The organism is Telluribacter sp. (genome assembly GCF_035998675.1).
In the GTDB taxonomy this organism is placed as follows: domain Bacteria; phylum Bacteroidota; class Bacteroidia; order Cytophagales; family Spirosomataceae; genus Telluribacter.
Genome location: NZ_DASYHI010000006.1, coordinates 57069 through 80979, shown reverse-complemented (window position 1 = coordinate 80979; position 23911 = coordinate 57069). Strand labels below are relative to the sequence as shown.

At 51.1% G+C, this 23911-nt stretch carries 21 protein-coding genes; 10 read left to right on the top strand and 11 right to left on the bottom strand.

Annotated features, from left to right (window positions below):
• Window positions 1-57 precede the first annotated feature (57 nt).
• Window positions 58-618, bottom strand: a complete 561-nt coding sequence (locus tag VGN67_RS01995) for a phosphonate degradation HD-domain oxygenase (protein ID WP_327485089.1) — start codon at window positions 616-618, stop codon at window positions 58-60.
• Between the two features lie 78 nt (window positions 619-696).
• Window positions 697-1638 (bottom strand): alkaline phosphatase, encoded by a 942-nt coding sequence (locus VGN67_RS01990; protein ID WP_327485088.1) that lies wholly within the window; start codon window positions 1636-1638, stop codon window positions 697-699.
• A gap of 428 nt (window positions 1639-2066) precedes the next feature.
• Here VGN67_RS01990 and VGN67_RS01985 point away from each other — a divergent pair, with 428 nt between their 5' ends.
• From VGN67_RS01985 to VGN67_RS01950, 8 genes are all read left to right on the top strand, one after another.
• A complete protein-coding gene (locus VGN67_RS01985; protein ID WP_327485087.1) occupies window positions 2067-2456 on the top strand; it encodes a response regulator in 390 nt (129 codons plus the stop codon).
• A gap of 139 nt (window positions 2457-2595) precedes the next feature.
• On the top strand, window positions 2596-4296 hold the full coding sequence (gene kaiC, locus VGN67_RS01980; RefSeq protein WP_327485086.1) for a circadian clock protein KaiC: 1701 nt from the start codon (window positions 2596-2598) through the stop codon (window positions 4294-4296).
• Between the two features lie 41 nt (window positions 4297-4337).
• Window positions 4338-4637, top strand: a complete 300-nt coding sequence (locus VGN67_RS01975; RefSeq protein WP_327485085.1) for a circadian clock KaiB family protein — start codon at window positions 4338-4340, stop codon at window positions 4635-4637.
• Window positions 4634-4957, top strand: a complete 324-nt coding sequence (locus VGN67_RS01970; protein WP_327485084.1) for a circadian clock KaiB family protein — start codon at window positions 4634-4636, stop codon at window positions 4955-4957. The genes VGN67_RS01975 and VGN67_RS01970 overlap by 4 nt, the downstream gene beginning before the upstream one ends.
• Before the next feature lie 6 nt (window positions 4958-4963).
• A complete protein-coding gene (locus VGN67_RS01965; protein ID WP_327485083.1) occupies window positions 4964-6250 on the top strand; it encodes a sensor histidine kinase in 1287 nt (428 codons plus the stop codon).
• Between the two features lie 146 nt (window positions 6251-6396).
• Window positions 6397-7548: a 5-(carboxyamino)imidazole ribonucleotide synthase gene (locus tag VGN67_RS01960; protein WP_327485082.1), complete on the top strand. Its 1152-nt coding sequence runs from the start codon at window positions 6397-6399 to the stop codon at window positions 7546-7548.
• A gap of 67 nt (window positions 7549-7615) precedes the next feature.
• Entirely contained in the window at window positions 7616-8095 is a 480-nt protein-coding gene (purE, locus tag VGN67_RS01955; RefSeq protein WP_327485081.1) for a 5-(carboxyamino)imidazole ribonucleotide mutase, read from the top strand.
• 90 nt (window positions 8096-8185) lie between these two features.
• Window positions 8186-8875, top strand: coding sequence for a LysM peptidoglycan-binding domain-containing protein (locus VGN67_RS01950; protein WP_327485080.1), 690 nt, complete (start codon window positions 8186-8188; stop codon window positions 8873-8875).
• A gap of 43 nt (window positions 8876-8918) precedes the next feature.
• Here the strand turns inward: VGN67_RS01950 and VGN67_RS01945 are convergent, their stop codons facing one another.
• The 8 genes from VGN67_RS01945 to VGN67_RS01910 form a co-directional block, all read right to left on the bottom strand.
• Window positions 8919-9275, bottom strand: coding sequence for a response regulator (locus VGN67_RS01945; protein ID WP_327485079.1), 357 nt, complete (start codon window positions 9273-9275; stop codon window positions 8919-8921).
• 40 nt (window positions 9276-9315) lie between these two features.
• On the bottom strand, window positions 9316-9882 hold the full coding sequence (locus VGN67_RS01940; protein WP_327485078.1) for a biliverdin-producing heme oxygenase: 567 nt from the start codon (window positions 9880-9882) through the stop codon (window positions 9316-9318).
• Window positions 9883-9891: 9 nt separating this feature from the next.
• A complete protein-coding gene (locus VGN67_RS01935) occupies window positions 9892-10308 on the bottom strand; it encodes a response regulator (protein WP_327485077.1) in 417 nt (138 codons plus the stop codon).
• A gap of 24 nt (window positions 10309-10332) precedes the next feature.
• Entirely contained in the window at window positions 10333-12594 is a 2262-nt protein-coding gene (locus VGN67_RS01930; protein ID WP_327485076.1) for an ATP-binding protein, read from the bottom strand.
• Window positions 12595-12843: 249 nt separating this feature from the next.
• Complete coding sequence (locus VGN67_RS01925) at window positions 12844-15507, bottom strand: PVC-type heme-binding CxxCH protein (RefSeq protein WP_327485075.1); 2664 nt, start codon at window positions 15505-15507, stop codon at window positions 12844-12846.
• Window positions 15497-16393, bottom strand: coding sequence for a TIM barrel protein (locus tag VGN67_RS01920; RefSeq protein WP_327485074.1), 897 nt, complete (start codon window positions 16391-16393; stop codon window positions 15497-15499). Before VGN67_RS01920 ends, VGN67_RS01925 begins: the two co-directional genes overlap by 11 nt.
• Before the next feature lie 15 nt (window positions 16394-16408).
• Entirely contained in the window at window positions 16409-17698 is a 1290-nt protein-coding gene (locus tag VGN67_RS01915; RefSeq protein WP_327485073.1) for a hypothetical protein, read from the bottom strand.
• Window positions 17699-17994: 296 nt separating this feature from the next.
• Complete coding sequence (locus VGN67_RS01910; protein WP_327485072.1) at window positions 17995-20919, bottom strand: outer membrane beta-barrel family protein; 2925 nt, start codon at window positions 20917-20919, stop codon at window positions 17995-17997.
• 227 nt (window positions 20920-21146) lie between these two features.
• On the opposite strand from VGN67_RS01910, the gene VGN67_RS01905 reads away from it, so the two are divergent.
• Both VGN67_RS01905 and VGN67_RS01900 read left to right on the top strand, forming a co-directional pair.
• Complete coding sequence (locus VGN67_RS01905; protein ID WP_327485071.1) at window positions 21147-21590, top strand: DinB family protein; 444 nt, start codon at window positions 21147-21149, stop codon at window positions 21588-21590.
• 87 nt (window positions 21591-21677) lie between these two features.
• Entirely contained in the window at window positions 21678-22328 is a 651-nt protein-coding gene (locus VGN67_RS01900; protein WP_327485070.1) for a hypothetical protein, read from the top strand.
• Here VGN67_RS01900 and VGN67_RS01895 read toward each other — a convergent pair.
• Entirely contained in the window at window positions 22314-23843 is a 1530-nt protein-coding gene (locus VGN67_RS01895) for a GH3 family domain-containing protein (protein WP_327485069.1), read from the bottom strand. The genes VGN67_RS01900 and VGN67_RS01895 overlap by 15 nt on opposite strands.
• Between the last annotated feature and the right edge of the window lie 68 nt (window positions 23844-23911).

The following is a 23911-nucleotide window of genomic DNA, read 5'->3' as shown; positions in this document are numbered from 1 at the left end:
GGTACCGCTCCTATGGTGCTTGCTATTCAAGACTCGCTCATTCACTCAATCTCTCATTCAATCATTGTTCAGGTACTTCCGTATCATATCAAGATAGTGGTTCAGGTCCGGCGTGGGGTAGTCCTGCATCTTGGCGGCTTCGTCCCAGCGGCGCATCCTGATGATCAGGTCAAAGTCCGGGTTCTGCTCAAAGGCTTCCGCCTCTTCAATTTGCATGGGGCCGCCCTGAAAGCTCAGTGTCTGCATACTGGCGTGCGACAGAGCCGCCAGGTACTCCGGTTGCTTCCAGGTCAGGTACCTTTTGGCGTTGACATGATTTTCAATCAGTACCCCAACCCGCTCCGAAAAGCCCCGCTCGCGGAGCCAGTCGGCGGCTACGCCTTCGTGGTCGCGGCGGCCGTAGCCTTCCATCAGTTCGGCTTCGTTGTGTACCGGCAGCATGTGCCCGATGTCGTGCAGAAAAGCCGCCAGCTGTACCTCCGCGTCGTAGCCCGCTTTACGGGCCAGCTCGGCGGCCTGGGCGGCGTGTTCAAACTGCGACACGTCTTCGCCGTAGTAGGGTTCCTGTCCGTATTGTTCGAATAGGGCCCGGATTTCGTGGAGGGTACTTTGGGTCATGGTAGTTTTGGCTTTAAGCCGTAGGCTATATGCTTTAGGCTTTTTTGTGCTTTAATGGGCCACGGGGAAGGCTGATAACTAACGGCCATTTCCCATAAACGCTTCAAGTACCGGCTTGCCCGTCCAGCAGGTGGGGGTGGTAGCCCGGAACAGATGCGCCACCGTAACGGCCGTGTCAAAGGTATCAATTGGCTGCTTAAGCTGCACATTTTTCCGGATTCCTTTTCCCGAAATAATCCAGGGAATGTTCATTTCGGCCGGACTGGTACCGCCGTGTCCCTTGTTGATACCGCCGTGGTCGGCGGTGACGATTACCACCGTTTCGTTGGAAATACCGGCTTTCCGAACAGCATTCATAATTTGCCCAATCAACGAATCCGCCTTGCTTACCGCTCCGTAGTAGGCGGGCGTACCGTGTCCTATTTCGTGCCCGAAGTGGTCTACGTGGACGAAGGTAAAAGCGGGTTTGTTGTCGGTGATGTAGGCCGCGGCTCTTTTGGCGGTGTCGTCTTCCCCGGTCCGGTCTTCCTTGACTGTACATACGTCGTCTTCCAGCAGTCGCCCAAAATCATCCCAATCGTAGAAAGTTGCAATGGTAGCCTGCGGCATTTTTTCTCTAAGTACTCTAAAAATAGTCGGAAATAGCTGGCCTTTGGCACCACCGCAGTAGCTGAGGTCGGCGATGTCGCTTCGTTTCCACTTGTTGGACCATATTTCGTGGTGCGCAGGGGAGGTACCGGTTATCATAGAGGCCCAGTTGGGACTGCTCGACGAAGGGTACACCGCCTTGGCCGTAAACGAATAGGCTCCTGTCCGCATCAGCGAATCCAGTACCGGAGTAGTGGCTTTCTGAATACCATCGGGGCTAAGGCCATCAATGCCAATGACAATCACATGCTTGGGTTGGCCCACACCCGGTTGGGCTGCATTCGGTTGGGCCGCACCCGGCTGGGCTGCACTCGGCTGGGCCAACAGGGGAAGAGCCAGCAGCAGGGTAACGAGATAGAGCAGGTATTTCATAGCGAGTAAGGGTAGGAAGGGAGATTTGTAAATGTAAGAATAACCGGCAAAAAAGCGGAGGACAAGGAGCCTCCGCTTTAAATCATTAACCAATCAATCTATGAGAATTAAAGGGAGTTATTTCAGTAGCCAGATAAGGTCGTTGAAGTCGTCCTTACTCAGCCCGGCGGTTTGAGTACGAGCCGCACGAAATGGGGCTTTAATTTGAAAAACCAAACGGTTGTTAGCCGGGAGGTTAGGGTTTCCTAAAATCCTTTTGAAGGAAGGCCGCGGCTGAGTCCGGCTCAGATGTTGAAAATCTGCTTACTTTGTCCTTATATTTACTGGTATTTATTTTTGTACAGTATCTACTCCACTACCCGTATACCTATGAAGGCAATGTTTACGCTTCTGGTTAGAATTATCCCTGCCCTTACTCCCGTACCGGCATGAAGACGATTTACCTAGTAGACGATGACCAGGATGACAGGTACCTCATCAGGCAGGCCCTGGAGCAAACGGGCGTACCGCTGGAGGTAGTGGAGGCCGAAAATGGCCTCGAGCTACTAAGCTTGATCCAGCAAAACGAAAAAGGCTCGCCTGCCTTGATTCTTCTGGACATGAATATGCCGAAAATGAACGGACTGGAAACCGCCCTGGCCCTCAAGGCAGATTCCAGGACCAATGCCATTCCCATAGTCATGATTTCCACCTCCTCTACCCAGGCGCTTATTGAGTCAGCCTATCAGGTGGGTATTAGCAGTTTTCTTATTAAGCCCAGCAGCTTTCAGGAGTTTTCTTCCCTTGGTGGTCAATTGGCTGCCCGCTTCCTTTCGTAGTAGTATCTGGTTCAGCAGGCACCCGGAAAGTCTTTGACACAGTCCTATTAACATTTGGATATAAACTCAGTTATATAATTAATTGCTATTATTATCTGACAGGATAGTTTGAGTACCTTTTCGAAAACTGGCTTTATTAATGAGTACTACCCAACGAAAACCTTCTCTACCCTCTTTACCAAAGGCACCAACAGGTATCACCGGACTGGATGAAATTACAGAAGGAGGCCTGCCCAAAGGAAGACCCACGCTAATTTGTGGCGCTGCGGGCTCCGGTAAAACCCTTTTTTCCATGGAGTTTCTGGTACACGGCGCCTTAAAATTTAATGAGCCCGGGGTCTTTATGTCATTTGAAGAAAGAACGGATGAACTGACCATCAATGTGGCTTCCCTGGGTTTTGACCTGGAACGGCTGCAGCAGGAAAAACTCATTAAGCTCGATCACGTTCAGGTAGAGCGGAGCGAGATCGAGGAAACCGGAGAGTATGACCTCGACGGCCTTTTTATCCGACTAGGATACGCTATTGACAGTATTAGAGCCAAACGGGTAGTACTTGATACCATCGAAAACCTGTTTTCGGGACTTAACAATCAGGGCATTCTCCGGGCTGAGCTGCGGAGGCTGTTCGGGTGGTTAAAGGACAAAGGCGTCACAACTATCATTACCGGGGAAAAAGGGGAGGGTACCCTTACCCGTCAGGGACTGGAAGAGTACGTGTCTGACTGCGTGATTCTGCTGGATCACCGGGTTTCCAACAAAATTTCAACGCGTTTACTCCGTATCGTCAAGTACCGGGGCTCCGTGCATGGTACCAACGAGTACCCCTTCCTGATCGACGAGGAAGGAATATCGGTACTGCCCATTACCTCCCTTTCTTTGTCCCACAACGTCTCCACCGAACGGATTTCCAGCGGAATTCCTTCCCTGGATAAAATGCTGGGCGGCGCAGGGTTTTTCCGGGGAAGCAGTATACTGGTATCGGGTACCGCCGGTACGGGCAAAACCAGCGTTGCGGGCAGTTTTGCCAATGAAATCTGTCAGCGGGGCGAGCGTTGCTTATACTTTGCCTTTGAAGAGTCGCCCCGGCAGATTATCCGGAACATGAACTCGGTAGGTATGGATCTGCAGAGTCATATTGACAAAGACCTGCTTTGGTTTCACGCGTCCCGCCCGACCCTCAACGGGCTGGAAATGCACTTGCTGGTTATCCATAAACTGGTCAAAGAATTCAAGCCCAGCGTCGTAATTCTGGACCCGATCACCAATCTCGTAACGGTCGGTTCGGCCAGCGAGGTAAAGAGTTTGTTGATCCGTCTCATTGATTTCCTGCAGGAAGAGCAGATTACCGTTATGTTTACCGCACTTTCTTTCAAGGAAATAATATCCGAGCAGACCGACGAAACGGTTTCCTCAATTGTAGATTCCTGGCTGCTGATCCGCGAAATAGAGTTCAACGGCGAACGTAATCGGGGTATGCACGTAATGAAGTCCAGGGGAATGAAGCATTCCAACCAGGTAAGGGAATTTGTTATTTCAGATAACGGCCTGAACCTGGTAGATGTGTTCGTGGGGCCGGATGGCGTCCTGACCGGCTCGGCCCGGGAAGCCCAGCAACTGCTCGAAAAGGCCGATTACGCGCTTCGGGACCACGCCGTTACCAGAAAAGACCGGGAGATAGAGAGAAAGCGCAGCGTACTCGAGGCAAAAATTACCAGCCTGAACGAAGAGTTTGAATCCCTTCAGGAAGAACTTAACAAGACGTATATAGAAGAGGAGTTGAGAAAGGAGGTTTTAGAAAAAAACCGCCAGGACATTACGCGCAGCCGGGACCCACAGTAAAATAAAGGAGTCTGTTTTTAGATCCATCCAAACCTATCTACATGGAAGAAAATAAAGAAATATGGGAACTGAGACTGTACATAGCAGGAAAGACGGTTAAATCCGTAACTGCACTTTCCAATCTCAAAAGGTACTGCGAAGAACATTTGAAGGACAAATATGTTATAGAAGTTATTGATTTGCTTGAACACCCCCAACTCGCCGAGGGCGATCAGATTCTTGCAATTCCTACTCTGGTCAAAAAAGTACCCGAACCAATCCGAAAAATTATTGGTGATCTTTCCAACGAAGAGAAGGTATTGGTTGGATTAAATATTCGGCCTGCAATAAAAATGGAATGAACGATTCATCAACAGATATAGAGCAGTCCGAAGATGGCGAAGGAGAAAATAAACAGATTGTTCTGCGTTTATTCATTACGGGAGCTTCGGTCAATTCTCTTCGTGCGGTCACAAATCTCAAAAAGATTTGTGATACGTATATAAAAGAAAATTATTCGTTGGAAATCATAGATGTTTACCAGGAAAAAGGACTAGCCGAAAAAGAACAGATTATTGCTTTACCCCTTTTGATTAAAAGCTTGCCTTTGCCCGAAAAAAGACTGATTGGAGACATGTCAGACACTAAAAAGGTACTTAAAGGCATAGGTATTTCATTATAAGTTTTGATGAGCACACCAAAGACCTACGAGCAGCTGGTGAAAGAGAATGAAGAGCTTCTTACGCAACTGGAAGAGGCAAATGAAACCATTGATGCTATTCGTAGTGGGCAGGTTGACGCCCTCGTGGTCAAAGGGGAAAATGATGAACCCCAGCTATACACCCTGAAAACGGCCGACCAGACCTACCGCGTATTTATTGAAAAAATGAACGAGGGGGCGGTGACGCTCAATGAGGAGGGCATTATTCTTTACAGCAACTCCATGTTTTCCTCCATGATAGGTCTGCCTCTTTCCAGGGTGGTAGGTATGTCATTCGAATCACTCATTCCCGACAACTGTAAAGAAATATACCAGCAGGTATTCAGCAATGGCTGGGTCAAAGACAGTAAAGCCGAGCTAAGTATCATCAGTGGTGACGGACAGATTCCCTGTCAGCTTTCGGTTACTACCCTGCAACTCGACGAAGGAAAAGCCCTGAGCGTCATTCTTACCGACCTTACCTTTCAGAAAGAAACGCAGGCCTTGCTCAAGCAGAACAATGAGCGGCTTAAAGAAATCAACGTCGAACTTGAAATAAGTAATCATGACCTGCAGCAGTTCGCTTCCGTTGCTTCGCATGACCTGCAGGAGCCACTCCGCAAGATTCTGATTTTCTCCACCATGCTCCGGAATAAGGAGGATCTGTCGGAGGAAAGCCTTATTTTTCTGGATAAGATAATTTCTTCATCGAGCCGGATGAAGGCGTTGATTATTGATATCCTGACCTACTCGCGGCTTTCAACCAATACCAATACCTTTATCCTGACCAACCTGGCGGATATTATCGAGGAGATTCGGGAAGATTACGAAATAGTGATCAGCGAAACTAAAGCGACGATAGTAGTAGAAGATCTGCCGGAGATGGAGGTAAATCGCGGACAGATAAAACAGGTGTTTCAGAATCTGATCAGTAACTCCATTAAATTTTCCAAAGCGGGGCAGGCGCCCGAAGTCAGAATTACCAGTTGTTTTCCTGAACAAGTAGTCAATGCAACCGACCCGGAAGCCGCCGAGCCCATGTGCTGTATTACGGTTTCGGATAATGGAATCGGATTTGACAAAGTGTACAACGAAAAGATTTTTTCTCTTTTTGAACGCCTGAATTCGAAAGATAAATTTGAGGGCTCAGGCATAGGACTGGCTATTACCAAGAAAATCATTGAAAAGCACAAGGGAAATATCAAAGCCATCAGCCGGGAAGGAGAAGGGGCTCAGTTTTTAATTACGCTGCCACTCCGGCAAAATGGTTTGTAGCCCGGCAGCGGCCCAGGCCGACCCGCTTTTGGGCCTTTCTATGCTTTGACGAGCCACTCCGGCTACATTCCTTGTGAAATGGCTCCGATTAAGATTTTATGTTTGGCGTTTTTCTGCCAACTTTGCAAAAAGCCCATTTTAGCCGCATGCTTTCATCCCGAATTGGTATCTTAGGTGGTGGTCAGTTAGGCCTGATGTTATTACAGGCCGCCGTTGACTGGAATCTGGATATTCATGTACTTGATCCCGACGCGGAGGCACCCTGTAGCCGCATTGCCCCCCACTTTGTACACGGCTCCCTGCAGGACTATGACACTGTATACAACTTTGGAAAATCGCTGGACGTCATTACCATCGAAATAGAAAAAGTAAACGTGGAGGCGCTGGAAGTGCTGGAAAAGGAGGGCAAGCGCGTTTATCCGCAGCCGTCGGTAATCCGGCAGATTCAGGACAAGCGTATACAGAAGCAGTTTTACCGGGACCACAACTTACCTACCGCCGATTTCATACTGACCGAAAACCGGGAAGATGTACAGCAGCATGCCGATTTTCTGCCGGCTTTTCACAAATTAGGACGCGACGGGTACGATGGCCGGGGCGTACAGCGCCTCAGTTCGGCCCATGATTTTCATAAAGCGTTTGACGCACCGGGGGTACTTGAGAAGGCGGTTCCCTTTGAAAAGGAAATAGCGGTTATTGTCGCGCGCCGTCCTTCGGGCCAGGTACTTGCCTTCCCGACGGTAGAAATGGCGTTCCATCCTGAACTAAACCTGGTAGAGTACCTCTTCGCGCCCGCGCAGCTCGACCAAAGCGTAGACCAGCAGGCCCAGCAACTGGCCCGTCAGGTGGCCGATGCTTTTGGGATAGTAGGCTTGCTGGCGGTTGAAATGTTTGTCACAAAGGGGGGGGAGGTACTTATTAACGAAGTGGCTCCGCGGCCGCACAACAGCGGCCACCATACCATACGGGCCAACGCCACTTCGCAGTTTGAGCAGCACTGGCGGGCTATTCTGGATTTGCCTTTGGGTAGTACCCACGCCTACGGCCCGGCGGCCATGGTGAACCTGCTGGGCGAAGATGGCCATACCGGCCCCGCCTACTACGAAGGTATGGAAACCCTGCTGGCCACGGAAGAAGTTTTTCCTTTCCTGTACGGGAAAGCCATAACCAAACCCTTCCGCAAAATGGGCCACGTTACCGTCATGGATACCGACCTGGACTCTTTGAAAGAAAAAGTGGAGCTGGTGAAGCGGAGCATAAGGGTGGTTAGTAAGGAGGAGGAAGGGAGAAAAGAATAAAAGGAAAAGAATGTAGAGACGCAAGATCTTGCGTCTTTTCGGCTTACAGCATATAGCTCGTAAAAATATGATTGGAATAATAATGGGAAGTATTTCGGACCGGAAGGTCATGCAGGAAGCGGCCGACGCCCTGACCGAACTGGGTGTACCCTACGAAATGGAAATCGTGTCGGCTCACCGGACACCCGACCGAATGTTTGAATACGCCCGGACTGCCCGGCAGCGGGGCTTCAAGGCCATAATAGCCGGCGCGGGCGGGGCAGCCCATTTGCCGGGTATGGTGGCGTCGCTGACGTCCCTGCCCGTCATTGGGGTACCTATTCTGTCCAGCAACTCTATTGACGGCTGGGACTCGGTACTGTCTATTCTACAAATGCCAGGGGGGGTACCCGTGGCTACGGTAGCCCTGAACGGGGCCAAAAACGCCGGTATCCTGGCGGCTCAGATTGTGGGTAGTCAGGATGAAAAAGTAGCGGCCCGGCTTGATACCTACAAGGAAGAGCTGAAAAGCAAGGTAGCGGAGATGAATGCCCAGCTGAAAAAGTAAAGGGACTGATACAACGGAACCGTTACATTCGTTACAAGTACAGAAGAAACGTATATTTCCAATTTTCAGAAGTAGTAAACCCGTAGTACAATGGAAGAAGAAAGTCCAAAGAAGCAAAATGTAAGACCTACCGAGACGTCGAACCTGCCCCTGATTACCCTGGTGGTACTGGTCCTGATAGTACTGGGTCTATTGTTTGTAGGCTACGAGTACATTGCTGACGACACGTCCGGTTCAGAAGAGCTGACCAATATAGTACCTGATACCACCAGCAGTGTTTCGCCTCTTGTGTCCAATACTGACCCCATTCTGGCCGAGCCCGAGCGCATCGATTCCAGCCTGGTGAAGGAGTCATTCCCCGAGCCGGAAGCAAGTACTGAGGGAACTCCCGAAACCGCACCGGCCCCAGCGCCCCCGGTCGAAACGGCTCCCGCACCTAAACCTGCCGCATCCAGGGCGGCCGATATTGGCGGTACTTCTACTTCGCATACTGTAAAAGCCGGGGAAACTTTCTTCGGTATCGCCAATCGTTATAATCTCAAGCCGGAAACCCTGCAGTCACTAAATCCGAATGTAAGTGCAACGGACCTAAAGTCGGGCGTAACCCGGCTGAACGTACGGGTGAAGGCCATACATACCGTAGGGCCCGGCGATGTACTGCGGGTAGTGGCCGGGAAGTACGGGATCAGCAAAGAACTTCTCATGCAGGCCAATGGAAAACAAAAGGATGTTGCCCAGCGGGGAGAGAAGCTCATCATACCATTTACCGATAAAAAATAAGGTACTTAAACCCAATAAGTAGGGACGAAGTACTTGTGAGGTGTTACTTCTTTTGCGTCAGTTTCCTGAGTTTGGCCCGTAGTTCGAGAAGTTGAAAGGGTTTGGCAATGTAGTCATCCGCTTCGATAAACTCGGCAATACTTGCTCCCTGCGCGCTCGCCGTGAAGAGTACTACCGGCACGGGAGAATCAATTTCAGAACGGTACTCTCTGAGAATCTCTTTGGCTTCCGCCGGTTCCAGCATATTATCCAGCAGGATTAACGAAGCTCCGGTTTCCTGTACCTCTTCTTTGAGCTGATGCGGCTTTTGTCCAATGAATATTTTAAAATCTTTACGCACAACCTGAACCAGGAGTTCCTGTAAATGGAGGTCGTCTTCGTAAACCAGAATGGTAGCCATGATGATTGATGTTGTGGATATGAACTGCCCGAAGTAGTCTTTAAACACGTACTTCCTGTACAGCCTGTAATAAAAAATGAAAGGATTTCTGCGCGCCAAGTACTACTTCGGCAGGCAGAAGCCGTTGGGAATGATAATCAAGAAAGGTCAGAAATAGTTTCCACTGCGGTCCTACGTCGGTGCCGTATACGCTATAATAATGAAATGAAAGTCCATTTAATTGCGCTGACTGCGTTAAATGTTTCCTGATTATTTTTCCGCCCAGGGTCGAGCCTTCGGCTACATAACAGGCTCCAAATAACTCGGCTTCTGAAAAAATATCCCAGGCCGGCGCTTCATCCGGTAGCGGAGTACCCAGTTCTGCCAGGTCGGCCCGTAGCAAGTCAGTCTTATAGCGATGATGGGCCTGGTACTCCTGCCGAAGTACTTCAATGGACTGCACAGCCTGCTCAAGGGCCCAATTGAACTGGTACTGGGCCAAAAGTATGGTAGTCAGTTGCTCCCGACTGAGCTGGTGGCTGACAATAGCCTCTACAAACAGCGCCTTTTCCGTCTTGTCGTGCAGCGTTGCGGTTGCTGATTTTAATTGGGCGTGCAGTGGGTTCATTTAGTTAAATTAGAAATATTGATTACTCACAATCCAGAATTTATGGGCGTGGTCGAGTTGCTGGGTACGGCCCTTGTAGCTGCCGGATTTGACCAGGTACCCCGTGGCTCCCGCCTCGTAAGAACTCCTGATGTCGGTGGGGGAGTCAGAAGTACTGAAAATAACCAGTGGCAGGTGACGGGTCGACTGAGTGTGTCGCAGCGAACGTACTATTTCAACACCACTCAGGCCGGGCAGGTTCATATCTACCAGTACCAGGCGGGGCCGAATAGACTCACTGTTCTCTCCGTTGAGCATGGATATGGCCTCGGTACCCGACCCGGCTACTTCAAAAGTAAGGCTGTCATCAATCTTCTTCAGAATGCGCTCAAAAAACAACACATCATCCGGGTTATCCTCAATATACAGAATATCTACTTTCTTCATTTCAGGAATGTGTATAGTAACAAATTAGTTAGAATTGGCAGGAACCTCGGCGGGCTTCTTTACCGGTAAGGCTACGTAAAAAATAGTGCCTTCCCCTTCTTTGCTCTGAAACCAGATTCGTCCGTTGTGGCGGTTTACAATACGCTTGGCAATGGCCATTCCTACGCCGTTCCCTTCGATGGAGCCAGTATTGTCCAGCCGCTTGAAGAGGTCAAACACTTTGCTGGCCTGGCCCATATTAATGCCGATGCCGTTATCCCGGACTGCATAAATTACTTCTTCGCCCTCTACTTTCCCGTTTATTTCAATGCGCGGTTCTTTCGCCGAAACCGAGTACTTAAAAGCATTGGAAATAACATTGGCAAATATCTGCCCGATCATGGTCGGGTCGCCGTAGAGTGGTGGGGTAGTACCAATCTGGACGGAAGGCTGGTGGGTAGTGATAGCTACCCGGAGGTCTTCCAGCAGCGTGTCAATCACCGGGCGCATCGGAATTTCCTGCCTGTTGATTTCCGACCGCGACAGGCGTGAGTACCCCAGTACATTCTGGATGAGCAGCCCCATCCGGTCGGCTGACCGGAGTATGCGATCAATAATTTGCCTGGCCTCTTCATCCAGTTCTTCCCCAAAGTCTTCCAGTAAGATTTCCGTATAGCTTTTCAGGGTAGTAAGCGGGGTACGCAGGTCGTGCGAAATGGTATAACTAAAGGCGTCCAGCTCTTCGTACGCATGCTTCAGCTGCTCGTTGAGCCGACGGATCTCGTTAGCTTTCCGGGTAATTACGTGCAGGATGTCCTCGCGGAGCCGCAGCGCGCCCGCTATTTCAACGTCTTCCCAGGGCAGAGAGGTATTCTTTACCTCCTGCGTCCATTTCTCAAAGCTCTTGCGGGGACTAAGCCGTATGGTACCGTCTTCTTCGTGGCCACTTACGCTTTTTTCCGGATTACCGGCCCAGCTAACCAACTGGATCTGTTCGGGCTTAAACCACAGTACATACTCTTCCAGAATAGGTGACAGCCCCACCACCATCAGGCCAGAGGCTTTGTCCTTATAGGCAAGCGCCGGGCTGTACTGGTTGGGCAGGTGATCGGTCTGGAAAAAATTGTCAACCTGCAGGGTCCCCAGCCATTTCACCAGCGCCCGCACTTCTTCTTCGGTAGGGGTAGTACCCAGTAAGTATACTTTGTTTTCGAATACCAGCGCGGCACCCGAAGCCTTTGTGAGTTGCAGAATGGTATCTTTGCGGCCCACCAGCCCCTCGGCCACGTCCCAGTCCTTGGTCATCTGAATCAAGAGCTGCTGACCCGTCGAAAGTACCTGGTTGGCAAATTCGCTGTCGGTTTCGCCGCGGTGGTGTTCCAGCGTAGCCGACAGAATCTGGCTGATAAACCGGGCCGTAGTGCGGGCCGGATAGTCGACAAAGCGCGGCGAGTAATGGTGGCAGGCGATGAGCCCCCACAGCTTGCCATTGATAACCAGCGAAATGCTCATACTGGCCATGACCCCCATATTCTTGAGGTATTCAATATGGATGGGGGAAACTGACCTAAGTACCGAGTCGGACAGGTCCAGTATGTCGCTACCGGGTTTTTCGTCGGGGTAGAGGCGGGCGCTGGTGGAGGAAACATCAGCAATGAGCCGGACCAGGTTGCGCAGGTAAAGCTGCCGCGCCTGTTTGGGAATATCCGAAGCCGGATAGTGCAGGCCCAGAAAAGCTTCCAGATGGCTTTCCTTTTGCTCGGCCACTACCACGCCGTGCCAGTCTTCCATAAACTGGTACACCATGACCCGGTCAAAGCCCGTAATACTTTTTACCCATTTGGCCGCCCGGTCCAGGAGCAGTTGCAGCGTAGGTGCGCCCTGTACTTCCTGTAACGACCGCGTAATGAGTTTCTGATAATCCAGTACATCCATCCAGGTCAGGCGGGGCTCAAATTCGAGTACTATGTACTCGCCCGAAGCATGAATGATCAGGTTCATGTCCTGGTCCGCTACCTGCATCTGCTGGGGACTCAGGGACTCGTACGACTGGTTGCGCCGACCCACGTTAAGCAGTTCTTCCAGGGCTGAGCCGGGAACCGTAGAGGCAATGAACGAATCCAGGTGCTGAATGGGCTGATCAATGAGCGCGGCGGCGGTAGTGCCTATGTAATCACCTACATTACTACTGACCTTTTTGATTAGGTAGGTGTCTTTTTGTACGGCCACCAGAAAACCGTGGGATTGTATGCTACCGGGAATATGAATGGGTTCGCGGTCGCAACTGGTCAGATCAACGTCTTGCATGAAATAAGTGTACGGAAAATTTTTTTTGCCATGTATTGTCCCAACTAAACCTGCTGACAAATGGGAATAGTTTAAAAAGAAGTACTTAGACCTGCTGGATGGGACTAAGAGGGTGTCTTGTCAAAGACAGGTTTATTGGCAGAGAGAGGAATTTCGACGGACAAGGTACAAAGTTTTTCATTTCAATTTCTGCTTCGGTACTTTCATTTCCCTACTTTTTTACCGTAGTACCACCCGCCCGGCGAGGAATTATTTTTTATCAGCTTCCAGAAAAGTCAGCAGATCCCGAAGGTCGCTGACACTCAACTGACTTTCCAGACCATCGGGCATGAGGGAGTTTTTTATCATTCCGTATTCCTTAATGTTCTTTTTTGCGAAATCAGTAAATCCGGTGCCTTGGGTATAGAGTTCAATGTTTTTTTCTCCCACGTCAATTTGTCTTCCTTGATAGTACTCTCCGGTATGGAGGCTGATATACCAGCCCTGCCACTCGGGAGTAATCTCCGCCGATGGCCGCAGGATGGAGCGAATCAGCTGCGCGCGGGACTTGGACTTACCTACGTGGGTCAGGTCGGGGCCCAGGTCGCCCCCTCGGCCCTGTACCGCGTGGCAGGAAGAGCACATGCCCTGTAGCGAATAAAATACCTGTTGTCCGCGCTGCACATCCCCCGCTGTTTGCAATTTCTTTTCCCAATCCTCGTAGGAAGCGGGCCGTCCGGCAGCCGGGGCCGATAGCACCAGTGTCAGTTGCTGCCTGAGGGGTTCCGGGGTTTTGCTGGTAGTAGCGGTCAGCTTAGCCCGCAGGGCTTCTTGAACCGCCGGGGTAGTAGAATAAGCCCGCAGGTACCTGACTGCCTCAAGCTGGAGGTCCGGAGAAGGGGAATTCAGTAGGGGTACTACCTGCGCCGAATGGTCAGTTGGCTGTCTGGTCAGTGCTAACAGGGCTTCAGACCGGACTTGTACCGGCATGGCCGGCTGCCAGACTACCTGTAAAAGCCGTTCTGCCGCGGCAGGAGCCGCTATTGTGGCCAGTGACCTCACTACTTCCAGTAGTAGCTCGGGCGCTTTTTCCTGGCTCAGAAGGGAGGTAAGCAGGTCGAGTTGCTGCTCCGGATGTGGGAGCATCTTAACAGCCAGGGCACGTAAAGCCGGTGGACGGGAGCCATCCCGGACAAATTGCTCCATGAACTGGGGCAGAAGCGACCTTTTGATTGACTTGGCGTATGGCTGCGAGCGGTTCTTTAATTCTCTGATGAAAACAGGATCCAGGTGGCTGATGGTCTCGAGGTAGGTTTCAAACAAAGCCGGGGAAGGTATACCTATGCTCAGAGCCCGGTCGAGCTGGGTGAGGAGTGGCGCCATACCGGCCTGACCTACCCATACCAGAGTTCGTTGCCGAATTCGTTCGTCTTTATCAGTAAGTAGTTGCAGCATGACTTCCTGGGCGGGCTGGTATCCCGACTGCTGAAGCGCCAGCAGCGCTCCCAGCCGTACCTCAGCATCGGCATCCCGGACGGCTCCGAGAGCGACCTCATGGTATTCGGGCCCGGAAAGTACCCGCGTTGCCGCCTGCCGGAGAAAAGGATCGGCAGATTGTAAGGCTTTTTTTAGTTTCTCAAACTGCTTGGGTGATTGCAGAGCATACATTTCTTTCAAAGGATCTCCTTCCGGATTGGGTAGAAATGGCGCGTACAAACGGCGGGGTACTTGTTGTGGCTCGTTTTTCCGGGTCGCTAATTTCCAGATCCGGCCCCGGCCGTGGTTTGGGTAGTCGCGAAGTACCCAATCGGTAAAGTAAATAGCGCCCTGACTATCGGTAGCAAAGGCTACCGGCCGAAACTCAGGTCCGCCCTCAATTAGTACTTCCGTATTCCCGGTCAGCGATACGCCCCGGGCCTGGAGGTTTATTCGTACAATCCGGCTCTCTTCCCAGATACTACTCAGCAGCTGTCCCTGGTAGTCGGGAGGAAGGGAGGACAGGCTGGCATTAAGCAAGCCGGAGGGCGCTTCTCCCAACCCAACGGCGTATGGTAAGGTACCCGGTAACTCGCCATTCCAGGCCAGATAGGGGTGTATGCCGCTTCCCCCGTACAACGACTTGTAGCCGTAGTCGCCGCCCGGTACTACGTGCACCAGACGGTTAGGGCCGCGACTGTCCGGGTCGTTGTCAACCGCCAGTAAGTGTCCTTTGTCCGAAAACTTAAGGTCCATGGGATTCCAAAAACCCGTGGCAACTTCTTCCAACTGCGAGCCATCCGGCCGTGACCGGACTATATTACCCCCGTCTCCGTAGCCACTGAGCGTTGCGCCGTCGGTACCTGCCATTTTCCAGGAAGCACCACTGGTATTGCCCCGTGACAGGTACAACCAGCCGTCACTGGAAAAAGTAATGCCCAGCAAGGCCGCGTGGGCGTACACAGAAGCCGGTTCGACCAGTTCAAGTACCTTGTTTCGTTCCTCACTTACGCCATCTCCATCCCGGTCGTACAGTACCCATACGGCCTTAGACGTAACAACATAGAGGTACCCCTCAGGTGAAAAAGCCAGATTGACACCTTCCTTTAATCCTTCGGCATAGACCGAGGTTTTATCGGGCTTTCCATCGCCGTTTTCATCCATAAAAATTTTGATTTGGTCGCCCTTAGGACCGGTATAGCCCGATGGTGGCTGATGCGTGTGCGATTCGAGTACGAAAAGCCGGTTCAGACTATCAACGGCAATACCAATAGGCGTGACAATGTCCGGATTTTCGGCAAAAAGGGTTAGCTCGAGCCGGTTATCCAGAACGCGCGGCTGGTCAGGTACAGAGGTTGGTGGGTTTTCTTCCAGTCGAAATGAAAAGTGCAGGCCTGCCAGCAGGAGGAGAGTCGTGGCCGCCAGCGCAGACAAGGAGTTGAACCTGCTACTTTTCATATTTCTTAAATAGGGTATATGCTTTCATTAAATCAGCTTCGAGCGTATCCTGGTTTTGGGGAGGAGCCATTTCAATGAGCAGGTACCCCTCGTAACCATGGGCGAGCATCTTTTCCACGACACCGGCATTGTCGGTAACCCCTTCGCCGTACCGCACTACTTTATGGATACCCATTCGCTCGGTATCTTTCAGGTCAATGTGCAAAATGCGGGAGTGAAACCGGTCAACTACTTTAAAAAGGTCTACGTTAGCCCCGTTAAAGTGGGCGTTGTCCATGCACATTCCTACGTTGGGTGAAGCTATGGCACTAAACACCTTATCGTAGTCTTCAATGTTTTCCAGGTTGTTGTTGGCGTGGTTTTCTACTAATATCAACATACCCATTTCTTCGGCGGCGGGGGCCAGTTCTTTCAATACTTTAATGACGGCATCCAGTCCTCCCTCACTACCGCGACCCGCTCCGGTAAATTTCACCCGTTTACAGCCCAATTGCCGGGCGGCTTCCATGTTCCAGAGTTTGTGGGTTACATCTTTTATTATATTTCCCTGCGCCCCGAAAGAGCTACCCTGTACACATACGGGCGTTAGTTTGTGTTGCTTGCAGCGATCTTTGATACTCTGGATGCCCGAAGGGGTGAGGTTTCGCGCGTACCAGCAGTTAAACTCCACGTTTTTGTAGGGAAGTTTGGGGATGACCTCAAAGGCTCTCTCAAAATTCAGGTCCCCGAAGCCATCGCAGGTAATGGTCGCAATGGCCAGCTCTACTTTCTTTTTGGGGGCTTGTCCGGGTGTTGGGGTAGCCGGTAAAGTACCTGCGATACCAGCCCCGGCCATACCCAGCCCGGCCGTTTTTATAAAATCCCTACGGGATGTTTCCTGATTCATTGCTGGTTGTAGTTGTTATCCTTGTCTGACAATCTTGCTTATGTCGAGGCAGTACATCTGTCGCCCCAGTTTCTCATGGGTGGAGTCAAAAAACACCTTTGTCCCCGCCTGGTCGCACCGGGGGTGGAGGTCGCAGCGCCACTCGGCCTTGTACTGCGGAGGCGACAAAAACTTACCCAGCACTACCCGCCGGTCGGTCGGGATGTGGTAGAGGTACAAGGTCTGGACGCGCTCCTTATTAGGATATGTATCATTCAATACCCATTCGTTATTGGTGTTAGGTACGTACGTATTGTGGCCGTTGATGGGCATTTTTTCGGCACCGATGTGGGTACTTTCCTGCGTTTTATCTTTCAGTAGCCAGAAACCCCACTCCTTGCCGATCGGTTTTGTCCAGACCAGCAGATGCTCCGGGTCGCGCCATACAAAATGCGATGAATTGCCCGAAGGGTCCACAATGTACCGGTCGCTGCCGTCTACCTGAGCCGTGACCATCCGGGTTACAAAATTGGAAGTGGCCATACGTTGCCGGTCTTCCAGTACGTTGCGCCAGCGGTGCAGAAACTCCACCCGCTTGCTATCCGGGCTCACCAGCAGGTGGTTGAACCAGTGCCAGTTATCTGCCACCGACTCTCCCTGGTGGGGAGTGTTGGCCATGTCAGCGATGGAAATCAGGAGCTTACTCTGGCCGGTTTTGAGGTCCATGCGGTAGAGGCCAATTTCGGCGGGGGCTTTTTCCGCCTCGTGCGGGTCAGGTACCCCGGCGTAGCCGTAGCCGGGCCTCAGGTTCTGGATGCGGTTAAATTCTGTCCCTACCGCAAACTGGCCGTTGGGGGCCAGCGCGTAGATGGCCTTCGGGAGCGTCCTCTGCTTTTTAGTGCGGATGTTGTACACGCGGCTCACGTACCCGCCAGGCGTGGCCCGGCCAGGCGAACTCCGATCATTCCAGATGACCTCTTCCGATGAGCCGGGTACCCACTGAAGCATACATCCCTGCTGCCAGCCCCAGGCGCGGGAAGTACCCAGTTCTATCCATTTGTTAGCGTTCTGTAAATCAATCATCCCGATGCTGAGCAGGTCATCGGCTTCGGGGCTGCGGCCCTCAAAGGGGACCCTTTGTCCCAGCACGTAGCGGCCGGTGGGGTCCGTGGCCAGCTTGTCGTAGTAGCCAAACCAGCAGTAGTGACTGCCATCGGTTATTCGCTGGACCGGGAAGTCCTCTTCGGGCCAGAAGCTCATAGCAGGTACCCCAGCCAGCGTTAGGCCGGCAGCAAATGAGTTATGAAGAAAAGTGCGGCGATTCATCCGGTAAGGAGTTTGAAAGGAATATTCTACTTAAAGTACTTTTTCTCGAATTTATCCTTTTTATTCCTCAATATTACCTGACAAAATTGTTTAACACAGCAGAAACTCCGCAGGTACTTCAATGCGCAGTAATAGCTTTATTTTAAAAAGTGAGCCGCTACCGGATATCCGGTAGCGGCTCTTTTCTTAGTTGAATTGGTGTAAAAAAATTGTAAGTACTTATCAGGGGGAACTACGTACCTCCGAAATTATCTCATGAACTCATAGACTCTCAACTCATTCATTCACTACCTCACTCACTCTCTCGGCCCACCCCAGCCACCGGGCCGACCTTCTCCACCCGGTCCCCGGAATTCGTCCCGATTTTGCCGGGGGACGGGAGCCGGTGCTTTACCGAAGTTGCGGAGGGTGTAGGTAAAGGTAAGCATACCATACTGGGTCAGTACCCGGCTGGTCACGTCCTCCACGAAGGTTTCGGTGACGTTACGGCTGATGCTGTTGTTCTGCGCCAGAATATCAAACATGGTCAGTTTCAGCTCGCCGCGGTTATCCTTCATGAATTTCTTGCCCAGGCTGGCGTTCCAGAGCGTAAAGTTCTGGTTAAAGCCCTGTCCCAGTCCGCGGTAGGACTGATTATTGATGTCGGTCTGGAATACGTATCCCTTACCGAATATCCAGTTAATGCGGGCCGAGCTGAGCTGCGAGAAGAAGTTGTTGTCGAGCTGCGGCTGGATACTGTTACGTACTATGTTGTAGTTTCCGTTAAAGGACAGGGTAAAGTCAAGCCTGGGGCTGATGTTGCTGCTCAGTACTATTCCCTGCGACAGGGCGTAGTTGTTTGATACATTCAGCTGATTATTAATCAGGCCCGGGCTGCGGTTGTAGTTGACCCCACTGTTGAGGTTGACATTGACCTTAAGAGTTTTGATTGGAGAGCCATAATTTACAAAGACGCGTGAGTTCCAGGCACCATCCAGGTTCACGGGGGTAGTTAGCTGAGCGCCCTGCTCCAGTTGCAGTCCATTGGGAAGTACGACGGGGCGCTGGGCCACAAAAGTTGAGTTGGTAATGCTGTTGTTGATGTAGTTGAGCGAGCCGAATACAAAGAAGTTACGTCCCGCCTTGGCGTCGGAAGAAGAATATCGCAGGTTAACCCGGTGGGTATATTCCTGCTGCAGATTGGGATTACCGGCCGTCAGGAACAGCGGATTGCTGTTGTTAACCACATTCTGCAACTGCGTAATGGAAGGCTCGTTGGTAGAGGTACGGTAGAACAACCGCAGGTTTTTGCCTTCCCCGGGGCGGTACATCATGAAGGCGTTGGGTAGCACATTGGTAAACGTCTGATCTACCTCGTTAAAGCGGGGGAACAATTGCTGACTGTACAGTCCGGCATTTTGAAGTTCCACCCCTACCGCTCCGGTAAATTTCTTTTTATTGGCCCGTAACGTTAGGCCCGCCCGGTGGGTCAGGTACTGGTTATCAAAGGTATTGGAAAGCAGCGTGTCCAGTCGGGCATATTGGTCTTCGCTGTTTACATAATTGAAAGTACGGTTCTCTGAATCGCTGTTGCTGAGCGAAACGTTATAGCCCAACTGCAGCTGGATGAGCTTACTCAGCGGCTCGGTGTAGTTAAGGTTCGCGCCCATCCGTACGTTTCTGGATTCATTAAACGATTGCTGGTCGATGGTGTCGCCCGGGATGCGGTTGGAATTATAAAACTGGTTGAGCGCATACAGGTTGCCTTCTCCGTTCCGGTCGTTGAAGTTGGTGGAGATATTCATGGACAGCGTTCTGCCGGCCTTGGCAAAGCGGTGACGCCAGAGCAGGTTGTTGGTAAAGTTAAACGCGGCCGTTTCGTTAGTTCGGGTATTGTTGGTCTGGTTTAGTATAGTACCGGCAGGCGCCAGGGTAGTAACACCCGTCCGCAGGGTAGCCGACTCGTTGTTCTGCCAGTTAAGACCGGGGGTAAATATGATAGAGTTGTTTTTGTTAAGTGTGTACTCAAACCGGAAGTTAACCCGGTGGTTCATGTTGGTATTGGCAAAATTACTATTCTCCCGGTACATCTGATTTCCCGTCGAATTACTCAGGAAGGTCTCCCGGTTGGTGGCCTGGGCGTTGGCGTTGCTGGACCGGTTAAAGAAATAGCTTCCCGTTACTTCCAGTTTCTTGCCCAAAGTAGTAGTGTAATTCAGGCCAAAGGCGTTGGTATTGGTAATACCGTTTTGCTGACCCACCAGGAAGTTACCGGCGTTACCGCCACCTCCCCAGCCGCCGCCACCTCCTCCGCCACGACCCCCGCGTCCACCGCCGCCGCCCCCACCGGAGCTACCCAGCACACCGGCCAGGTCCTGCGAAGCGAAGTTCTGCTGGTTAATATTATTGGAAAGACCAATGATGGAGATGCGCTGGTTCTTGTTGAAGATATTCAGGTTGCCACCAGTCATGTAGCGGTCGTCGGAGCCGTAACCGCCAAATATTTTCCCAAACTGACCGGCATTACGGTCGGCGCGGGTAACGATGTTGATGGTTTTCTGGGCGTTGCCGTCGTCAAAGCCCGTAAATTGTGACTGGTCGCTCTGGCGGTCGAATACTTCTATTTTATCCACGATTTCAGCCGGTAAGTTGCGCAGTGCCAGGGTAGCATCTTCTCCGAAAAACTGCTTACCGTCAACCAAAACGCGCTGTACCGCCTCCCCCTGAGCCTGCACCTGACCATTCTGTACGGTTATACCGGGCATTTTCTGGATGAGTTCTTCGGCCGTAGCGTCGGGGTTGGTTTTAAAGGCTGCCGCGTTGAACTGCGTGGTATCTCCTTTTTGCTGAGACTGCTGCACCTGCCCCACCACATTGACCTCTTTGAGGTTAGAGGCCGTTTCGGAGAGTAAAATATCGCCCAGGTTCAGGTCCCCGTCCCGAATCCGGATGGAGCGTACGAAATCGCGGTAGCCCAGGTAGCTTACTTTAAGCTGATAGCGTCGGTTGGCCAGTCCCCCGATTTCAAAGCGACCGTTTACGTCGGTCGCTACTATTTTGGGAGCCGCGGTGGTGTCGCCCGGTTGGGTAACCATTACGTAGGCCCCAACAATGGCGCTGCGGTCGGTGGTATCAAGAATAGCACCCGTTACTTTGTAGGTGGGAGTTTGAGCATGTACTGGTACCAGTGTGGATAGAAGTAGTCCTGCTGCAAATAGTAAGAGTTTAGGAATTTTATTCATGGTTCGGTTTAGTTGCTTGGAGGTTAGAGCAAGCGCCTGCTACAAAGTTTAACCATTTAGTGCCTGCCTAAGGGTACTAATCTGCCAGTTCGCCTATTGTGACGACGGATAGCTCTATTCTGTCGATGAATACTTAAAATTTTTTTACTACTATTGGTCGTAATCCTGCACAACCACGAGCCACTGGGCGGGGAAAGATTTACCTGAATCAAAAAGAGCAGCTACTTATGAAAGAATTTTTTGAAAACCTGTTCCAATACACCAATCATTATAACACCCAACTAGTACAGAAGCTGAACGTTACTACCGAAGCCGACCTGGGCAAGTCACAGCAGTTGCTGAGTCACCTGCTGGATGCGCACCATATCTGGAACCAGCGGATACTGGGCCTGCCACCCGCGGTAGGCGTATGGCAGGAGTTACCCCTGAGCGAAATGCTGGCTCTGAACGAAGACAACTATCAGCAGACCACCGAGATACTGAATGAGCGGGCCCTCGACACCCTCGTGAGCTATACCAACAGCAAGGGCGAAGCCTTCCAGAATACGATTCAGGATATTCTCTTCCATGTTGTCAATCATACTACCTACCACCGCTCCCAAATCGCCACCGACTTCCGGGCGCACGGCCTCGAGCCACTACCCACCGACTATATCTTTTACAAAAGATAACCCCAGCGGAACAGTTGCGCCGGATAAGCGGTGGTGTGGTTTTTGTGGGTTAAAGGGGAGAATTGAAGTACCATCAAATATTTGGAAATGGATTATCAGCAGACAGATAAAACAAGTAGTGGTGCCTCCGGTGGAGGTACTATTGTTGAGGAAAACGAATTAAACATCTACGCAAAGAATAAAGAAATTCCCGAACAGCTGCGATACGTGATTCTGCTGTCGCTTTCCTACTACCCGGAACTACTGGAAGTACCCATAGATTTTGTTTTTAGCCGGGGCATCCGAAATTCGGTGATGCTGGCGCAGCCCAGGATAGGTACTATGCACAAAGTCCGTTCGGAGCGGAGCTATGTCATCAGGATGAATCGTTGGTTACGGCTGGGTGGTGAGCAAATTAAAATTGAAACGTTACCCCAGGATGTCCTCATTGGCTGGATTGGTCATGAACTGGGCCATATAATGGACTACCTGCACCGAAGTACCCTGGACATGGTAAAGTTTGGAATCGGGTACTCTCTTTCCCGGAAGTACATCATGGAAGCAGAGCGGGCAGCGGATACGTTTGCCGTTGAGCGCGGGCTGGCCAGTAAGCTCATCGCTACCAAGAATTTTATTCTGGACCACGCCAAAATTTCCAAAAAGTACAAAAGAAAAATCCGGCGACTGTACCTGTCGCCGGACGATATTATGTTGTTGGTAGAAGAAGCCGAGGCTACCGCCGAATCAGAACGTAGCTGATTTGCTCTTAACGAATTCTTCCCATTCCAGAAACTGCTCTTCTTTCATAACGCGGGGTATCTTTACCTGTCCGCCTTTTTTCTTGGTCGCTTCGCTCCAGTCGTAAAAAACATCCGACGGGATGAGCGTAACTTCCACTCCTTTGAGTGCTTTGCTCCGGGCTACCTTGTAGTTCTTGTTGTGTTCCTGCAGGAATTCGTCCAGGGTTTTGGTTACCTCCTGGTTGTCAGAGCATTCGTCGCAGCCCATGTACCAGTGGTGGATGTACTCCCCGTTGCGCTGTACAGCCGCTACGATAAATTCCTTGATGTCAATCGTGTACTTTTCGTTCAGGTGACTAATGGCCTTTTCCATCTGATGTACCGACAACTGAGAACCTACCACGTTCAGGAAGAACTTGGTACGACCGGTTATCTCAATTTCGCAGCGGGCTTTATCCGTAAATTGTACCGTATCACCAATCATGTACCGCCAGGCACCCGACACGGTTGAAATTAAGAGTACATAGTTTTTGTATTCTTCTACTTCGTTAATGGTAAGTACCTCGGCGTCAGGATGGACCGTTCCGTCGTCCTGCATATTCTTTTCTTCAAACGGAACAAACTCAAAGTAAATGCCATTTTCCAGCGACAGCTTCATGGACTTGGTATCGGGTCGGCTCTGGAAAGCCAGAAAACCTTCGGAGGCCAGGTAGGTGTCAATATATACGAGCGGGTGGGCCAGCAGCTTCTCCAGGCTCTTCTTATAAGGGTCCAGCGCTACACCTCCCGAGGTATATACCATTAGGTTAGGCCAGATTTCGTGGATGTTTTTAACCCCGTGGTACTCAATAACCCGCTTGAGCATCAGTTCAATCCAGGCCGGAATACCCGACAGGCTGCCAATGTCCCAGTCCCGGGCTTTCTCGGCGATGCGCTGAATCCGGGTATCCCAATCATCAATGGCTGAGATTTCTTTCCCCGGCTTGTAATAAATATCAAACCAGAACGGAATGTTACTGGCGCTGATTCCGCTTATTTCACCTTCCAGGTGGCCGTCTTTCTCTTTCAGATGGGTACTTGACCCGAGCATCATAATTTGCTTTTCGAAGAAGGACGGTGGCAGGTCAAATTCTGAAAGACTCAGAATTTGCTGGATGCCCGTACTACGAATGGCGGCTAGTAGATCGTCGGTGACGGGTATGTGTTTACTGTTGCTGGTAGTGCCTGAGCTAAGGGCGAAATAGTCAGGTTTGCCGGGCCAGGTTATGTCTTCCTCCCCCGCCAAAACACGATTCCACCACTCACGGGCCATTTTATCGTAGTCGTGGGAAGGTACCCGACGGGCAAATTCCTTTTGAGGGTTATCGCTGGACAGAATTTCTTCAAACCCATAATGTTTGCCAAAAGCCGTGTTTTTCGCTTTTTTAAGCAGACTTCTCAGTACTTCTTCCTGCGCCTCCTGGGGTGATACTTCATCGGACAAGGTATCCGTGAGTTCAATTGCTTTTTTGATGATATTACCAATGATAGGCATGGACTTGTCTCAAATTAAGGTACAGTAGCCTGCTTAAAAAAAGTATGCCTTGCAAAGAGTACCTGCCG

Bases quoted from the DNA above. Each gene is read 5' to 3' on its own strand.
- VGN67_RS01995 (WP_327485089.1), bottom strand. From the start codon at position 618: ATGACCCAAAGTACCCTCCACGAAATCCGGGCCCTATTCGAACAATAC.
- VGN67_RS01990 (WP_327485088.1), bottom strand. From the start codon at position 1,638: ATGAAATACCTGCTCTATCTCGTTACCCTGCTGCTGGCTCTTCCCCTG.
- VGN67_RS01985 (WP_327485087.1), top strand. From the start codon at position 2,067: ATGAAGACGATTTACCTAGTAGACGATGACCAGGATGACAGGTACCTC.
- kaiC (WP_327485086.1), top strand. From the start codon at position 2,596: ATGAGTACTACCCAACGAAAACCTTCTCTACCCTCTTTACCAAAGGCA.
- VGN67_RS01975 (WP_327485085.1), top strand. From the start codon at position 4,338: ATGGAAGAAAATAAAGAAATATGGGAACTGAGACTGTACATAGCAGGA.
- VGN67_RS01970 (WP_327485084.1), top strand. From the start codon at position 4,634: ATGAACGATTCATCAACAGATATAGAGCAGTCCGAAGATGGCGAAGGA.
- VGN67_RS01965 (WP_327485083.1), top strand. From the start codon at position 4,964: ATGAGCACACCAAAGACCTACGAGCAGCTGGTGAAAGAGAATGAAGAG.
- VGN67_RS01960 (WP_327485082.1), top strand. From the start codon at position 6,397: ATGCTTTCATCCCGAATTGGTATCTTAGGTGGTGGTCAGTTAGGCCTG.
- purE (WP_327485081.1), top strand. From the start codon at position 7,616: ATGATTGGAATAATAATGGGAAGTATTTCGGACCGGAAGGTCATGCAG.
- VGN67_RS01950 (WP_327485080.1), top strand. From the start codon at position 8,186: ATGGAAGAAGAAAGTCCAAAGAAGCAAAATGTAAGACCTACCGAGACG.
- VGN67_RS01945 (WP_327485079.1), bottom strand. From the start codon at position 9,275: ATGGCTACCATTCTGGTTTACGAAGACGACCTCCATTTACAGGAACTC.
- VGN67_RS01940 (WP_327485078.1), bottom strand. From the start codon at position 9,882: ATGAACCCACTGCACGCCCAATTAAAATCAGCAACCGCAACGCTGCAC.
- VGN67_RS01935 (WP_327485077.1), bottom strand. From the start codon at position 10,308: ATGAAGAAAGTAGATATTCTGTATATTGAGGATAACCCGGATGATGTG.
- VGN67_RS01930 (WP_327485076.1), bottom strand. From the start codon at position 12,594: ATGCAAGACGTTGATCTGACCAGTTGCGACCGCGAACCCATTCATATT.
- VGN67_RS01925 (WP_327485075.1), bottom strand. From the start codon at position 15,507: ATGAAAAGTAGCAGGTTCAACTCCTTGTCTGCGCTGGCGGCCACGACT.
- VGN67_RS01920 (WP_327485074.1), bottom strand. From the start codon at position 16,393: ATGAATCAGGAAACATCCCGTAGGGATTTTATAAAAACGGCCGGGCTG.
- VGN67_RS01915 (WP_327485073.1), bottom strand. From the start codon at position 17,698: ATGAATCGCCGCACTTTTCTTCATAACTCATTTGCTGCCGGCCTAACG.
- VGN67_RS01910 (WP_327485072.1), bottom strand. From the start codon at position 20,919: ATGAATAAAATTCCTAAACTCTTACTATTTGCAGCAGGACTACTTCTA.
- VGN67_RS01905 (WP_327485071.1), top strand. From the start codon at position 21,147: ATGAAAGAATTTTTTGAAAACCTGTTCCAATACACCAATCATTATAAC.
- VGN67_RS01900 (WP_327485070.1), top strand. From the start codon at position 21,678: ATGGATTATCAGCAGACAGATAAAACAAGTAGTGGTGCCTCCGGTGGA.
- VGN67_RS01895 (WP_327485069.1), bottom strand. From the start codon at position 23,843: ATGCCTATCATTGGTAATATCATCAAAAAAGCAATTGAACTCACGGAT.